The organism is Sarcina sp. DSM 11001, assembly GCF_900101015.1.
GTDB lineage: Bacteria > Bacillota > Clostridia > Lachnospirales > Lachnospiraceae > CAG-791.
Map to the genome: position 1 here is coordinate 42,309 of NZ_FNFZ01000006.1, position 16,202 is coordinate 58,510.

The following is a 16,202-nucleotide window of genomic DNA, read 5'->3' on the forward strand; positions in this document are numbered from 1 at the left end:
AAAAAACGATAAAAAACAGGTGCTTTTATGGCAAAGTCGATCATGATCCAGGGGACGATGTCTAATGCCGGCAAGAGCCTGCTGGCAGCCGGCCTGTGCCGGATCTTCCGGCAGGACGGATACAGGACAGCCCCTTTTAAATCCCAGAATATGGCGCTCAATTCCTTCATCACCCGGGAAGGGCTGGAGATGGGCAGGGCCCAGGTCATGCAGGCGGAGGCGGCAGGGATCGTCCCGGATGTCCGGATGAATCCGGTGCTGCTAAAGCCTACGACGGATACGGGCTCCCAGGTCATTGTGCGCGGCGAGGTGCTGGGCCACATGGATGCCCGTCGTTATTTTGCTTATAAAAAAGGCCTGATGCCCATGATATTGGAGGCTTACCGGTCTCTGTCCGAGGAATATGATATTATCGTGATCGAGGGTGCCGGCAGCCCGGCGGAGATCAATCTAAAGAGCGATGATATCGTCAACATGGGTCTCGCAAAGGCAGTCGGAGCTCCGGTTCTCCTGGTGGGTGATATCGACCGCGGGGGTGTTTTCGCTCAGCTGCTGGGCACGCACATGCTCCTGGAACCAGACGAACAGGCTCTGCTGAAGGGCTTTATCATCAACAAGTTCCGCGGTGACAAAACGATCCTGGACCCTGGCGTCCGGATGCTTGAGGAGCGTGGAGGCGTACCCGTGGTCGGCGTGGTGCCCTACATGCAGCTTGACCTGGATGACGAGGATTCCCTCTCTCCGCAGCTGGAGCAGACGAACCGTCCTTCAGCAGGAAAGCCCGTTGAGATCGCGGTCATCCGCCTGCCGCATCTATCTAATTTCACGGATCTTAATGTATTTTTGAGGATTCCTGAAGTGGATCTCCGTTACGTGTCGCGTCCCGGGGCTCTCGGGGATCCGGACATGGTCATCCTTCCGGGCACGAAAAATACGATCGAAGATCTGCTGTGGCTTAAAGAAAGTGGAATGGCCTCCGCTATCGATGCTCTGCGGCAGATGGGCCGCCTGATTTTTGGAATCTGCGGCGGCTTCCAGATGCTTGGACGAAGAGTCAGCGACCCGGAGGGTATGGAGACAGGAAAAGCAGGTGCGTCCGTGGACGGACTCGGTTTTCTGGATGCGGATACTGTTTTTTTTACAGAAAAAAGACGCACCCGTGTCAGCGGAATCATCGGCAATCTGTCCGGCATCCTGAGCACACTCAATGGTATGGCAGTCGTTGGGTATGAGATCCATATGGGACAGACCGGGACTAATGCTGCTGATCTGGACTATGGAGAGGCGGCTTCCGGAAGCTCTGTATTATCCGGGAAAGAATCAGGGACATTGACCTTTGCATTACCAGGAAAATCATCAGGGACACTGTCCGGGAAATTCTCAGAGACAGAAAAACCAGAGACAGAAAAACCAGAGACGGATTCAGAAAAAACAACTGGTTTTGCAGTGATCACAGACCAGCGCACAGGACAGACGACAGTTGACGGACTGGCCTGCGGGAATGTCTGCGGCACCTATATCCATGGTGTCTTTGACGCCCCCGGCATCGCCCGGAGGATCGTCCGGACTCTGGGAGATTTAAAGGGCCTGGATATAGCGGCAGGCAATGACGCGGAAATTTGGGAGGGCACTGCTCCTGACAATGAAGATGGGGAACATCCCGACAAGTACAAAGAAGCACAGTATGATGCGCTGGCGGATACGCTCCGTTTACACCTGGACATGGAGAAAATCTACCGGATTCTGGAGGAAGGAGCCGCATTCAGGATATGATGGAAATTGAACACGTCAGACCGGCGGATATTGAACAGACAAGCTTTAGGATCATCGAGAAAGAAATCCGCGAAATGGGACTTGAGCTTCCGGAGGATAAAAAACATGTCCTGCTCCGCGTGATCCACACTACGGCGGATTTTGATTATCTGGACACCATGACCTTCAGCAAAAACGCAGTGGAAAAAGCAGAGGATGCCTTCCGGCGGGGCGCTCATGTCGTCACGGACACTACGATGGCCATGTCCGGCATCAATAAAAGAAGACTCGCTCTTTTCGGTGGACAGACTCATTGTTATATCGCGGACCCGGAGATCGCGGAGACTGCCCGAAGGGACGGAACGACCCGGTCTGCGGCCGCTGTGAAAAAGGCCTTGCGGGAGGCATTTCTTCCGGATATACCGGATGGAAAAGGAGACACATCTGCCCCGGACTGCGGGAAAATGAACCCGGATGCCGGAAAAGAAATAAAAGCAGTCTGGCAGAGAAAGCAGAGATATCCGCTCATTTTTGCCGTGGGCAATGCACCGACTGCCTTGCTGGCGCTGGAGGAAGAACTGCGGAAGGGATTCCGCCCTGAACTCATCATTGCAGTACCCGTCGGGTTTGTAAATGTTGTCCCCGCAAAGGAGCGGATCATGGCGGCCTGCGAGGAGGCAGGTGTTCCCTGTATCTGCAACAAAGGCAGAAAGGGGGGGAGCAACGTCGCTGCCGCCATCTGTAATGCAATCCTGTACAAGCTGTAACATGTCGTCAGCGCCGTCTGTAATGCAATCCTGTACAAGCTGTAACATGTCGTCAGCGCCGTCGTCGCTGCCGCCATCTGCAATGCAATAATGTATAAAATGTAGCATGTCGTCAGCGCCGTCGTCGCTGCCGCCATCTGTAATTCTTTTTTTGCAACAGCAGCGCGTAGTTTATTCATACATGTTTGCGGGCACTCGCCCATGGCCACAAGTATGCTCAAAGAATATATCGAAAAAGGGGGGCAGCGTCTCCGCCTTGGTTATACGACAGGAAGCTGTGCCGCAGCTGCGGCTAAAGCGGCAGTCCTTATGCTCTTTACCGGGCAGGAGGTCCGTCATGTCCGTCTGATGACGCCGAGAGGGATAGAACTCGTTCTGGACATTGAGGAGATCCGGATGCAGAAGAGGACAGGGGAGTCCAGTTCTCTGTTTTCCTGTGAGGATATAGAGGGATCCTGTAAAAACGGGAAGACCGTGAATAAGCCTCCCTTTTATTCTGCCGTCTCCTGTGGAGTGCATAAGGACAGCGGAGATGATCCGGACATCACAAATGGAGCCCTGATCTGCGCGACAGCTGCCCTGTCCGACAGACCTGGCATCCGGATCGACGGCGGAGAGGGGGTTGGCCGCGTCACAAAGCCTGGGCTCAATCAGCCTGTCGGAAGCGCAGCGATCAACAGCACACCGCGCCGGATGATTGAAACGGCGGTCAGAGAAGCCATGGAAGCGGCAGAAGCATGCGGAGAATACGGCCTGGAGGTGACGATCTCCGTACCCCGGGGGCGGGAGCTCGCCGCGCAGACCTTCAATCCGAAACTGGGGATCAGGGGCGGGATTTCTATTCTGGGGACCAGCGGGATCGTGGAACCGATGAGTGACCAGGCGCTTTTGGATACGATCCGGACAGAGATCAGCGTCCGGCACAGTGAGGGAATGACGATCCTGGCTGCGGCACCGGGTAATTACGGAAAAAATTTTTTCCTTGAGAAATACGATTTTTCCATCGAGACGGCAGTGACAGCCTCCAATTTTATCTATGATACGGTACAGATGGCATCCGAAGCCGGATTTACACGTATGCTCTTCGTGGGACACATCGGAAAGCTGGTCAAGGTCGCGGGCGGGATCAAAAACACGCACTCGCAGTACGGCGACCATCGGATGGAGATCCTGGGGCAGATCGCGGAAGAAACTGCCGGCAGCAGGGAAGCTGTTCCGCTGACGTTGAAACAGGAGCTTTCGGACTGCGTCTCGACCGATGAAGCAATCCGTATTCTGAAAAAATACAGTCTCGACAAACAGGTCCTGCATGAAATGACAAACCGGATCCAGTCGGTCATGGAAGGCTGGACAAAAGGGAAGATGCGGGTGGAGGTCATAGTTTTTTCCAATGTTTTCGGAGAACTGGGGAAGACAGCAAAGGCGGAAGCCTGGATCTCGGAGCTGAGGCATGAGACAGGCCGGAGAGCCGGAAGACCGGCTGGTGAGGATCCTGGATCTCGGAGCTGAGGTATGAGACAGGACGGAGAGGTGGAAGGCCGGCTGGTGGGGAGCCTGGATCCTGGAAACAGGGCTGGGAAACATAAGAATCCGTATGGAGGGAAAAATGGTACATTTTGTGGGAGCGGGTCCCGGCGCGCCGGATCTGATCACGGTCCGGGGGGCACGGCTTATCGGAGAGGCAGATGTGATCATCTATGCGGGATCACTGGTCAATCCCGCTCTTCTGGAAATGAAAAAAGAAAGCTGCCGGATCTGTGACAGTGCGAAAATGACACTGGAAGAGGTGATCGAAACCATAAAAGACGCGGAAAAAGAGGGGCTCACGACGGTGCGGCTGCACACGGGGGATCCCTGTGTTTACGGTGCAGTCAGGGAGCAGATGGACCTGCTGGAAGAGGCAGGCATCTGCTACGATTCCACACCGGGTGTGAGCTCTTTCTGCGGCGCCGCAGCCGCTCTGGATCTGGAGTATACCCTGCCCGGGATCTCACAGAGTGTGGTCATCACCAGGATGGCGGGCCGGACTCCGGTCCCGGACAGAGAATCTATTGAAACCTTCGCGGCGCATGGCGCGACGATGGTCATTTTTCTGAGTACCGGTCATCTGGAGGAGCTGAGCAAGCGGCTCGTGGACGGCGGCTATGCGCCTGATACACCGGCTGCGATTGTCTACAAAGCATCCTGGCCGGACGAGGAAAAATATATCTGCACGATCGAAACCCTCGCACAGACGGCGCAGGCACACGGAATCACAAAGACCGCCCTGATCATTGCAGGGGAGACGGTTGCACAGAGCGGTTATGAGCGTTCAAAGCTGTATGATCCTTCTTTTACGACGGAATACAGAAGGGCAGCCGATTAAAGTATGATGAAAACAGCGAGCCAAGCGGCTGCAAATGCCATGCTCGCATGAGCATTTGCAGACATTTGGCGAGCGTACAAACATGAGGAAGGAGCCGTTTTGCACCCGGAACGGGTGCAAAACGAGCGGATTCCGAATGTTTGGAGCGGGCTGGGAGCGTGTAAGCGCGACAGCACGCGTAGTTTTCATCATATATGTTTGTGAACAGCAGGTCATGGCACTGAAGGATGGGAGAAACGGATGAAGGAGAAAAGGGGACAGCTGATCGTGGTGGGGATCGGTCCGGGCGCTATGGACAAGATGACCTTTGAGGCCTACCGTGTCATGGAGGAATGCGACGTGATCGCGGGATATCATGTCTATGTGGACCTGGTGCGGGACAGTTTTCCGGATAAAAAATTTGTCACGACTACCATGCGGCGGGAAACGGAGCGCTGCGTACAAGCCCTGGAGGAAGCCGCTTCCGGTCAGAAGGTTGCCTTTATCTGCAGCGGAGATGCAGGTGTCTATGGATTGGCGGGACTCATCTGGGAGGTGGCTCAGGACTATCCGGACGTGGAGATCGATGTGATTCCGGGTGTCACAGCCGCCCTGAGCGGCGCCGCCTGCCTGGGAGCCCCCCTGATCCACGATTTTGCTCTCATCAGCCTCAGCGATCTCATGACGCCATGGGAAAAGATCGAAAAAAGACTCCGCGTGGCGGCAGAGGGGGATTTTTCCATTGTCCTCTATAATCCCTCCAGCCACCGTAGGAAGGAACATCTGCAGAAGGCCTGCGATATCCTCCTGGAGACCCTTCCCGGGACCCGGGTATGCGGTACCGTCCGGAACATTGGCCGCGAAGGAGAGGAGACACAGATTTATACCCTTGAAGAGCTGCGGAATGTGCACGTGGACATGTTCACGACTGTTTTTATCGGGAACTCGTCAACAAAGCGCATTGGAGATAAGATGGTCACTCCCCGCGGTTATGCCAGGGAAAAGGCAGATGGAATTTTAGAACCATGAAGAAAACAGAAAAACAAATACTGATCTTCGGCGGGACGACGGAGGGGCGCATGGCAGCGGAGAGACTGCTGGCGGAAGGTGTACTCTGTACAGTCTGTGTGGCGACAGAATATGGAAGTGAAGTAATGGAGCCTCATCCTCTGCTCACAGTTCATGTCGGCCGGATGGACCGGATGGAGATGGTGGATATGATGGGCGGCGAAGTATACGCCTGCGTCATCGACGCGACGCACCCGCATGCGCAGAAGGTGACGGAGGAGATCCGGGCTGCCTGCCGGAAGACCCGGTTGCCATACCTGCGGGTGGAAAGAGATTTATCGGAGGCGGATCCTTCAGAGCGGAACAGGCAGAGAGAGCAGCTCGCCGAAAACTCTGTTGCGTATTATTTATGGAAAGATGATCCTTGTGACAGAAGCCTGTTTGAAAAAGGTTCATTTGAAAAAGGTTCATTTGAAAAATCTTTATTTGAAAAGGGTTTATATAAAAGAGATTTATATAAAAATGATTTTTGCAAAAACGGCAGTTCCGGAATAATAGCATCAGAGGATCTGCCTGCGGTTCTTTATGCAGAGAACGCGGAGCTGGCGGCGTCCTTTCTTGCGCGGACACAGGGAAGGATCCTGGTGACGACTGGGAGCAGGGAACTGGGGAAGATCGTGCAGATCATCGGAGACCCCTCCCGGATCTCGGCCCGTGTCCTGCCTTCACGGGAGAGTCTCGAGGCCTGTACCCGCGCCGGCCTCAAAGGTGATCAGATCATTGCCATGCAGGGCCCTTTTGACCGTCAGATGAACATCTCCACGATCCTCCATACCCGTGCGTCCTGGCTTTTGACCAAGGATAGCGGCAGGGTCGGCGGTTATCAGGAAAAGCTGGAGGCAGCACAGCAATGCAGGATCCGGACCGTGGTGATCAGGCCTGCTGCTTCCGATATATCCATGCCTCTGGAACAGGTATTGAAGACCGCTTTGGGCTATGCAGGGATGGGTAAAGACGGGAGAATCCAGGATTCTGACAGCATGACATGGAAGCCGGATCCTTTCTTTCCTGCCGGTCGGGAATATGAGGACATGACCGGCAATGCGGCACAGAGAGTAGCTGAAAAGGAAAAGCATACCCTGACGGGCCGATGCATTGCCAAGGCGGCTGAAAATGGCGTCAGGGAAGGCCGGCAGGACCTCTGGCTGGTCGGTGTCGGGCCCGGAAGCCATGAAGCCCGGACGAAAGAGGCTCAGCTGGCCCTTGCGCAGGCCGAGGTTATTTTCGGCGCTGAGAGCGTGCTGGGTGTATTGAACAGGGACCAGATGCTGAAGAAAAGAGCTATGGAGCCCGTCTATGTCCCGATCTATGACAGCGCCCGGATCCTGCGATATCTGCAGGATCACCCGGATATTTGCAGGGCAGCTGTCGCTTATTCAGGGGACAGCGGATTTTACAGCGGAGCCTCCTCCATGCTCTCCCTTCTCAGAACAAAACAGAAATTCCCGACCGGAGTTTTAGAGCACCTCAGTGTCCGTATCATCTGCGGAACCTCCAGTGTATCGTGGTTTGCGGCGCGCGCCGGGATCCCCTGGCAGAACTGGAAGATCCTGAGCTCCCACGGGCGTACCTGCAACATTGTCGGTCAGGTGCGCAGTCACCCGGAATGCTTTCTCCTGCTCTCCGGCGCGGAAGATCTGCGCAGGACCGGGAGACTCCTTGCCGACGCCCGGGCGCAAGGGGTGTTGGGAGAACTGCGTCTCATCTATGGGTACGAATTGTCTCGGGCGGCAGAGGAGATCCGCAGCTGTACGCCTGAGGAACTCTGCAGTCTTGATGAAAGCAGGTTGAAAGAGGGACTTTACGTCCTGTATATTGAACATAAGGATGCGAAAAAGACCCCCGTGCTTCCCGGGATGGCGGACAGCAGCTTCCTTCGCGGAAAGGCCCCGATGACTTCAGCCGAGATCCGCGCGCTTTCTCTGTGCAAACTGGGATTGACTGGTCAGGCCGTGGTCTGGGACATCGGCGCCGGCACCGGTTCTGTGAGCGTCGAAGCAGCCAGAACCTGTCCGGAAGGAACCGTCTGGTCAGTCGAATATAAAAAGGACGCGCTGGAACTGCTGTATAAAAACCGCGCGAAATTCTGCCTGTCCAATATGGAAATCATTGAGGGAAGGGCGCCGGAGATCCTGAAGGAGCTCCCTGCACCGACCCATGTCTTTATCGGGGGCAGCGGTGGAGAAATCGGCGCGGTCATTGAGCAGGCGCTGGCGAAAAATCCCCGGGCCCGTTTCGTGGCAGACTGCATCACGGCAGAAACTCTGATGGCGCTGCAGGAGGCGATCAGGCGCCTTCCCGTCTGTAACGTGCATGCGGTCCAGGTCAGCGTTCAGCGCATGGAAGAACTCGGGCGCTATCATTATCTGAAAGCGCAGAATCCGGTTTTCATTATTTTTTTTTCAGGGAAATAAGGAACTATTTCTGAATAAGGAACTATTCCTGTCCTGCGTGGACTTTCCTTGAACCGTAATATTGGCAGTCTCCACATCGGAAACTATTCCTGTCCTGCGTGGACTTTCCGGTTCCGGGACAGAGCAGAACAGGCAGGAAAGCCTGATCAGACTTTAAATATATCAGCAGGACAGGCAGGAAGGCCGGATCAGATTTTGGATATATCAGCAGGACAGGAGAAATGGCGCACGGCACAGAGACTTTTAAACACGGCGGGGAAATTTATCATAATAAAAACATACAGTATGATTTTTCCGTAAATATCAATCCTCTGGGCATTCCCGCATCCGTGAAAGAGGACCTGTCCGCCCTGATCTCCGGGACGGCAGGATGGGATTCCTGCCTGGAACAGTATCCGGATCAGGACTGCACGGAGCTCAGGGAAGCATTGTCTGTTTATACGGGAGTGCGGGCAGACCATATCCTGTGCGGAAACGGGGCCTCGGAACTGATCGAGACGGCTGTGCGGGCAATCCGGCCGGAAAGCATTCTGCTCACGGCGCCGTCCTTTTCCGGTTACCGCCATGCCGCGGAGGGGGCCTGTGTCCGGATCCTTTATCATGAACTGCGCAGGGAAGAGGACTTCTGCCTAACAGAGCGGTACCTGGAGGACCTGGAGCGACTGGGGCATAATGGAAGAAATCCTCAAACCTTCGGGCTTCCTTCTCAAACCCCGGGGCTTCCTTCTCAAACCTCCGGATCCCTTTCTGTAATGGCAATCCTGTGTAATCCGGCCAACCCTGTCGGAAACACGATCGAACCGGGGCTTCTTGAACGGATCGTGGAAAAGTGCTCACAACTGAGAATATGGCTCCTGATCGATGAGTGTTTCCTCGGCTTTTTAAAGGATGAGAAGGCGAGGACAGCGCGGAGATATTTTACGACAGATACTGGTGCCGCAAAGGCTGGGGCGTCAGGTGTATACCTGACCGGCTCCAGAAGCAATGATCAGGGCTTTGAAGGCAATGAATCGGACTTTGAGGGCAGTGAACCGGATTCCGGAGACATTGAGCCGGATCTTAAAGGTGTAGGAGCAGACTCTGAGGGCATAAGAACGGACAGGCTTCTGGTTCTGGACGCATTTACCAAACGCTTTGCCATGCCGGGTATCCGGCTGGGCTATCTGATGGCGCAGAATACTGACCTGTTGAAAAAGATCCAGGCACAGCAGCCTGAATGGAGCGTTTCTGTCCTTGCGCAGAAAGCGGGACTGGCAGCACTGAAAGCTGATCTTCCTCAGAAAAGGGGAATGACGGAACTGAAAGCAGATCTTTCGCAGAAAGCGGGACTGGCAGCACTGAAAGCGGATTTCCCGCAGAAGGCAGTACCAGGAGCACTGGAATCAGAAATGCCGGAATCCGCGGGTAATACCTATATGGACAGGGCGCGCGCGCTTGTGGCTGCTGAGAGAAAGAAAATAAAAGAGGCCTTACAGAAAATGGGCTTCAGGGTCTTTCCCGGAGAGGCAAACTATATCTTTTTTTCTGCCGGAGAGACCACGGGGCGGGAAAGACCTGACCTTCAGGCAGCCCTTCTTAAGCAGGGGATCCTCATCCGCAGCTGCGAAAATTATGTCGGCCTGCAGAAAGGGGACTACCGCGTTGCGGTGCTCTCGCCGGAGAAAAATGCTGCGCTCTTGACAGCGCTGGAGGGAAAAAAAGACGGACAAAAGGTTTAATTACTAAAGCGGCCATCACAATTACTATAGCGGAAAGATGCCTGAAGCTTAAAAAGGTTGATGATATGAGAGGAAAAGCGTATGGCGTGGGCGTGGGCCCCGGCGATCCGGAGCTGATGACATTGAAAGCAGTGCGGCTGATACGGAAAAATGAAGTGATCGCTGTTCCCGGCAGGGATGCAAAGTCTTCAGCCGCCTACCGGATCGCGGAGCGGAGTGTGCCTGAAATCGCAGAGAAAACACTGGTCCCGATATACATGCCGATGGTCAGGGACCGGAAAAAGATGGACGAAGAGCACAGAAAAGGAGCCGCGCTCCTGGAAAAATATCTCGACACGGGCAGAAACGTCATCTATCTGACACTTGGCGACCCGACGATCTACTGCACTTTCAGTTACCTGCAGCATATCCTGGAGAGTGAAGGCTACGAGGTCGAACTGGTCAGCGGCATCCCTTCTTTCTGCGCCGCAGCAGCGAGGCTGGGCATACCGCTCACCGAGTGGGATGAACAGCTCCATGTGATCCCCGCTGCCCACCAGTCAGGCGGGGTGCTTGATCAGCCAGGCACCTATGTACTGATGAAATCCGCCAGCCGCATGGAAGAGACCAGAGAGCTTTTGCGTCAGAGCGGCAGAGAGGCTGCCTGTGTGGAAAACTGCGGCATGGAAAACGAAAAAATCTACCGCAGTGTCCGGGAAATCCCGGATAATACCGGGTATTTTTCCCTTGTCATCGCAAAGCAGGATCGGGATACGCAGGCTCTTATTTAAACAAAACGATCAGTTTTTTTAAAACAAAACAGTCTTTTTTAAATCGAAGCAATCAGGTATTGTAAAACAAAGTGATTATGATTGAAACTCAGGGCCTGACAAAAAAAACTGAAAATTTCACTGCGGTGGACCACATCGACCTGACCATTGAGACAGCCGGCTGGATGAGGATAGTTATGATGGCGTGCACTGCCCGTGGATTTGAGGCGATGCGCCGCTGTGAAAAAAGGTTAAAAGAAATACTGCCGGCAGTGGAGATCCTGACATTCGGAAGATGCAGTCATGTATCCGGATTTGAGGATAAGCCGAAGCTTTCGGAGTTGACAGCAGAATGGTTTGAACGGGCGGACGCGCTTGTTTTTTTCACCGCGGCGGGAATTGCCGTGCGCTGTATCGCCCCCTTTGTCAGCGACAAGTTCCATGATCCGGCAGTACTCGTCGTCGATGAAAACACCAGGTATGTGATTCCGCTTTTGTCGGGACATGCCGGCGGCGCGAACAGGCTGGCCGGGATCATTGCAAAAGCTCTGGATTCTCAGCCGGTGATCACTACGGCAACGGACGGCCGGGGACTTTTTGCTGTCGATGTTTTCGCGGTGGAAAACGGGCTTGTCATCTCCGACAGAACAAAGGCAAAACGGATCGCTTCGAGGCTTCTCGCCGGTGAGGAAGCAGCGGTGTTTTCGGATTGTGCAGATCGTGCAGATTGTGCAGGCGGGCTGCGGCTTTCAGACAGCTCTTTGCAGAAACGTCTGGATCGTTACGGGAAAGGGACTGTGCAGGTTGCGGACCGCGCCAGGGCGGATATCATTCTCTCCTTCCGGCAGCTGCCGGAAGACCCGGCAGATGCCCTCTATCTGATTCCCCGGATCCTGACATTGGGTATCGGATGCAGAAAGGGGATAACCGGGGACAGGATCTCCGATGCCGTTTTGGAAATGCTGGAAAAGAACGGTATTTTCCGCCAGGCTGTTTTCGGGATCGCTTCGATCGATCTGAAAAAAAATGAGGCAGGGCTCCTTACTTTTGCGAAGGAATGGCAGCTGCCAATCATTTTTTACACTGCGGAGGAACTGCGGGCTGTATCGGGAGATTTTGTACCTTCCTCCTTTGTAGAGAGTGTCACCGGCGTCGATAACGTCTGCGAGCGAAGCGCTGTTCTTCTGGCCGGGAAAAACGGGGGCCTGCTCATTGGTAAACACAGGAAAGAAGGAGTTACAGCCGCAGCGGGGATCTCAATACCTGGCAGCGGACAGGCAGGGGAGTGCGGACATGAAAGTGCGAAGATACAGGATCAGGACCAGGCTGGAGAACAGGAACCCGATAACCATCGCGCTGGTCTCTGATTTTCACAATGGAAATGCCGCCGCGGTGTCTGCTGCCCTTGACAGCTGCAGGCCGGATCTTATTGCAGTGGCGGGAGATCTGTTTCTGGGGTATCAATACCAGGGAGGCCCTGATTTCTTTTCTGGACAGGAAAATGTCCTTCCCCTGATCCGGCATTGTGCGAAGCTTGCGCCGACCTTTCTTTCTCTGGGCAACCACGAATGGGTGGCGCCGGAAACAGAATTAAAGACGCTGGAAAATGAAGGCGTCGTCATCCTCGATAACCGGTGGATCCGGGATGAAGAGCGGGGGCTTGTGATCGGAGGCCTCAGCTCCGCCATGCTGATGGATTTCAGGAAATACAGGATCAGATATGGGGCCGACGCTCCTTACCCCCATGAGATCCGCCACACAGACAGGGTTTTCCTGCGCACAAAGTCGGACTGGCTGGAGGATTTTTCCGCACAGAAAGGCTACAGGATCCTTCTCTCCCATCATCCGGAGTACTGGTGCCTCCGCGAACCGATGCTGCGGAAAAGAAAGATCGACCTTGTCCTCTCGGGGCATGCTCACGGGGGCCAGATCCGGATTTTTGGACAGGGCCTGTACTCGCCGGGCCAGGGACCTTTCCCCAAATATACAGGCGGATTATTCCGGGGGCCTTATGGCTGCATGATCGTCTCAAGAGGGACGACCAATACGGCAGCCATGGTTCCCCGTCTTTTCAATCCCCCTGAGATCGCTGTCATCGAGCTCGCCGGGCACGGAGCGCATCATAACAACATCAGTCAAAACATCGTCAGTCATAACATTAATCAGTCATAACATTTTAATCAGTCATAACATTCATCATCCCATCGACGGTTTCCCGCCGCCAGTCTGCAGGAGAAAAACAAATGACATTATTTCTTGCCAGTTTACTCTTTTCGGTCATTGTTTTGATCTACTGGATCATATTGGAATTATTTACCCTGATGTTCCGCATCACCGGCCTGCCGGATGATAAGGCACGCTTTCAGGTCCTGTCCATCCTGACCGGAGCGGGTTTTACCACCCGGGAAAGTGAAAGCATAGTCTCTTCCAGGATGAGGAGAAGACTTGCCCAGGGGACGATGTTGTTTGGCTACGTTTTTAATGTGACGATCGTATCCGCACTTGTGAACGTGTTTTTTTCCCTGAAATCCGCGCAGGTGGACACTGTCTTTCTCGGGCTTGCTGTTCCGCTTGCGATCGCGGCGCTGGTGATCCATCTGATCAGGACACGGGCTGTCAGGAAAAGGATCGACCGCATACTCGGACGAGTTGCCGGCAGGATCATGAAACAGAATAAGGTCAATACGATCCTTCTGATGGATTACATAGGCAATGATTCCATCGCAAATGTGATCCTGAAGGAAGTTCCTGAATCATTGAAGGAAAAAACACTGGCGGAGAGCGGTCTGAAAACGGAGCACAGTATCCTGATCATGCTCATTGAAAGAGACGGGATCAAGCCGGAAAAGGCCAGAGCAGAGACCGTTTTTAAACCCGGCGACACGCTGACGGTTTTTGGTCAGTACAAGGAAATCAGCCGGGTTTTTCAGGCGGAGGAGCGCTTTTTCTGAGAACTTTGGCCTTATGCCCTTTGAAGGTACGTATTTTGAGGTTCAATACGGAAACTCTGAGCCAACACTCCATTTTTGCCGGCCTAATGCCCATATAACTGTATGTATTTTGAGACCGGATCTGTATGACCACACCGTTCAATCTGTGTGATTTTTCAGGCTGCCCGGTGTGCCCGCACCGGGACCTGCAGATCCGTGTATTGTTCAGATCGTTTCTCTGCAGTTTTATGACTGCTGGAGGAATCCCATAAAAAGAAAAGAGGAAAAAGTTTATGATTTTACAAAATGGCAGACCGGAGGACGTGTCCGGCAGACTTCCCAGAGAGATCCGGACCTATGATTTTCTAGATTCTCTCAACATATCCTATCAGCGCACTGACCACGAGCGGGCCGATAACATGGAAGCCTGTAATGAGATCGATGCGGTCCTCGGCGTTGTGATCTGCAAAAATCTGTTTCTCTGCAACCGGCAGAAAACAAAATTTTACCTTCTCATGATGCCGGGGGATAAAAAGTTCAAGACAAAGGAACTGTCATCCCAGATCAATTCCGCCCGTCTCTCCTTTGCCGGTCCGGATTCCATGCTGGAATATCTCGACATCGAACCCGGAGCTGTGAGTATCATGGGGCTGATGAACGACAAAGATAAAAATGTACAGCTTTTGATTGATGAAGATGTGCTGAAAGACGAGTATCTCGGCTGCCATCCCTGTGTATGTACCAGCAGTCTGAAGATCAGGACATCGGATGTGATCGAAAAGTTTATTCCCGCGACGGGGCACACCTATATGACCGTCCACCTGGTGGGAGAGGACTGAGGCAAAACTAAACCGGGCTGCACAATCTGCTCCGCAGATCTGCCGGCAGCTGCTCAGCACTGAACACATGACTTCTCAGACTTCTGCTGTTTCAGCGGCAGGAGGAGATACTGTTTCACAGATAAATGGAGATAATAGATGAGAAACAGGAAAAGGAACTTTTTTTCGTCGATTATGACAGTACCTATAATGCTGCTTGCGGCGTCTTTTTTATTTCCGGGACAGAAACAGGCGCAGGCGCAGGACCGGTCATTTGTTCCGCTGACTCTGGCAGCAGCTACAGATCTGCACTACATTGCTCCTGAGCTGACGGACGGGGGCGAGTGTTTTACCCGTCTTGTCGAAAACGCTGACGGCAAGGCCATGGCCTACTGTGAGGAGATCACGGATGCCTTTATATCGCAGGTGACCGGGGAAAAACCGGATGCACTGATCCTGACGGGCGATCTGACCTTCAACGGTGCGAAAGCGAGTCATGAGGCCCTTGCCGCTAAGCTGTCCTTCATCGAAAATGCCGGCATTCCGGTACTGGTGATTCCCGGCAATCACGATCTGAACAGCACGATGGCGGCGTCCTTTCAGGGCAGATCCTACACCCTGGTCGATAGCGTCGACGCAGGACAGTTTGCCGAGATCTATGGAGATTTCGGATACCGGGAGGCCCTTGCCCACGATAAAGCCTCGCTCAGCTATGTATATGAATTATCGCCGGGGCTGCGGATCCTGATGCTTGACGTCAACACAAAAGAAGCACCGGGCACACTGACAGACGATACTTTCCGATGGGTGCGGCAGCAGCTCAAGGCAGCTCGTCAGGCAGGAGACCTCGTCCTGGCAGCCAGTCACCAGACTCTGCTGACCCATAACAGGCTGTTTTCGGACGGATATGTGATCGGGAAGGGCAGCCGGCTGCTGGAACTCTACGAAGAATACGGCGTATTCTGTAACCTGAGCGGACACATCCATATCCAGCACATCGCTCAGAGCCAGAAGGGCCTGACAGAGTTCGTCACATCTTCCCTCATCACATCGCCCTGCCAGTACGGGATCCTGAAAGTAGATCCGAATGAGCTGGATTACCACACAGAGCGGATTTCTTTTTTCCATGCGGCAGAGGCAGAGCAGTTCTTCCGGGACACCGCCTGGCGGATGGCCTCGCAGCTGCTGCCTGACGCAGATGACGAACTGTATAGTCATTTTACAAATCTCAGCGTCGCATATTTTTCAGGCCGCCTTGATACTCATTTAAAAGATGAAGCCCTCTTTAAGGACATCTGTGCACGGGACCCCTTTATCGGCTTTTACCTTCAATCCATTCTCGAAGACGGGTTTCAGGATCATACACAGAGAAAGGTAACAGTGGGACATTAATGGTGGAACCGATCCGGAAGGGGACGCTTCTCTGTCTCTTTTTTTGAGGAGACAGAGAAGCGTCCCCTGTCTTTCTTCCTCCGTCTCCGCAAATCTGTTCCTTTGTCTCCTTCATGATTGCAGCAGGACCACGGCAGGACCACATCGCATGATCACATCGCATGATCATAGAGGAGATCAGTCGAAAAAGGGGTATTGCATTATACCGGTGGGGGGTATATAATAGGTCTCAGATACCCAGGTGGGGTAT

The 16,202-nt window shown here is 53.7% G+C and carries 13 protein-coding genes; all 13 read left to right on the top strand.

Annotation, left to right across the window (positions count from 1 at the left end; translation table 11 throughout):
• Positions 1–27: 27 nt before the first annotated feature.
• Positions 28–1,773: a cobyric acid synthase gene (locus BLT02_RS04300; RefSeq protein ID WP_092991940.1), complete on the top strand. Its 1,746-nt coding sequence runs from the start codon at positions 28–30 to the stop codon at positions 1,771–1,773.
• Positions 1,773–2,519 (top strand): precorrin-8X methylmutase, encoded by a 747-nt coding sequence (locus BLT02_RS04305; protein WP_092992097.1) that lies wholly within the window; start codon positions 1,773–1,775, stop codon positions 2,517–2,519. Before BLT02_RS04300 ends, BLT02_RS04305 begins: the two co-directional genes overlap by 1 nt.
• Positions 2,520–2,720: 201 nt before the next feature.
• Positions 2,721–4,028 (top strand): cobalt-precorrin-5B (C(1))-methyltransferase CbiD, encoded by a 1,308-nt coding sequence (gene cbiD / locus BLT02_RS04310; RefSeq protein WP_242869694.1) that lies wholly within the window; start codon positions 2,721–2,723, stop codon positions 4,026–4,028.
• A 97-nt stretch (positions 4,029–4,125) separates the two neighbouring features.
• Positions 4,126–4,884 carry a precorrin-4 C(11)-methyltransferase gene (cobM, locus tag BLT02_RS04315; protein WP_092991942.1) on the top strand — a complete coding sequence of 253 codons (759 nt, stop codon included), beginning with the start codon at positions 4,126–4,128 and terminating at the stop codon, positions 4,882–4,884.
• Positions 4,885–5,124: 240 nt separating this feature from the next.
• Complete coding sequence (cobJ, locus tag BLT02_RS04320; protein WP_092991944.1) at positions 5,125–5,892, top strand: precorrin-3B C(17)-methyltransferase; 768 nt, start codon at positions 5,125–5,127, stop codon at positions 5,890–5,892.
• Positions 5,889–8,345, top strand: coding sequence for a precorrin-6Y C5,15-methyltransferase (decarboxylating) subunit CbiT (gene cbiT / locus BLT02_RS04325; protein ID WP_092991946.1), 2,457 nt, complete (start codon positions 5,889–5,891; stop codon positions 8,343–8,345). Before cobJ ends, cbiT begins: the two co-directional genes overlap by 4 nt.
• A gap of 221 nt (positions 8,346–8,566) precedes the next feature.
• Positions 8,567–10,063, top strand: coding sequence for a pyridoxal phosphate-dependent aminotransferase (locus tag BLT02_RS04330; protein WP_092991948.1), 1,497 nt, complete (start codon positions 8,567–8,569; stop codon positions 10,061–10,063).
• 65 nt (positions 10,064–10,128) lie between these two features.
• Positions 10,129–10,833 (top strand): precorrin-2 C(20)-methyltransferase, encoded by a 705-nt coding sequence (cobI, locus tag BLT02_RS04335; RefSeq protein ID WP_092991950.1) that lies wholly within the window; start codon positions 10,129–10,131, stop codon positions 10,831–10,833.
• Positions 10,834–10,910: 77 nt separating this feature from the next.
• Positions 10,911–12,179 (top strand): cobalt-precorrin 5A hydrolase, encoded by a 1,269-nt coding sequence (locus BLT02_RS04340; RefSeq protein ID WP_092991952.1) that lies wholly within the window; start codon positions 10,911–10,913, stop codon positions 12,177–12,179.
• On the top strand, positions 12,106–12,984 hold the full coding sequence (locus tag BLT02_RS04345) for a metallophosphoesterase (protein ID WP_092991954.1): 879 nt from the start codon (positions 12,106–12,108) through the stop codon (positions 12,982–12,984). The genes BLT02_RS04340 and BLT02_RS04345 overlap by 74 nt, the downstream gene beginning before the upstream one ends.
• A 71-nt stretch (positions 12,985–13,055) precedes the next feature.
• Complete coding sequence (locus BLT02_RS04350) at positions 13,056–13,763, top strand: TrkA C-terminal domain-containing protein (RefSeq protein WP_092991956.1); 708 nt, start codon at positions 13,056–13,058, stop codon at positions 13,761–13,763.
• A gap of 272 nt (positions 13,764–14,035) precedes the next feature.
• A complete protein-coding gene (locus BLT02_RS04355; RefSeq protein WP_092991958.1) occupies positions 14,036–14,581 on the top strand; it encodes a prolyl-tRNA synthetase associated domain-containing protein in 546 nt (181 codons plus the stop codon).
• A 138-nt stretch (positions 14,582–14,719) separates the two neighbouring features.
• Positions 14,720–15,952 carry a metallophosphoesterase family protein gene (locus BLT02_RS04360; protein ID WP_092991960.1) on the top strand — a complete coding sequence of 411 codons (1,233 nt, stop codon included), beginning with the start codon at positions 14,720–14,722 and terminating at the stop codon, positions 15,950–15,952.
• Positions 15,953–16,202 lie beyond the last annotated feature (250 nt).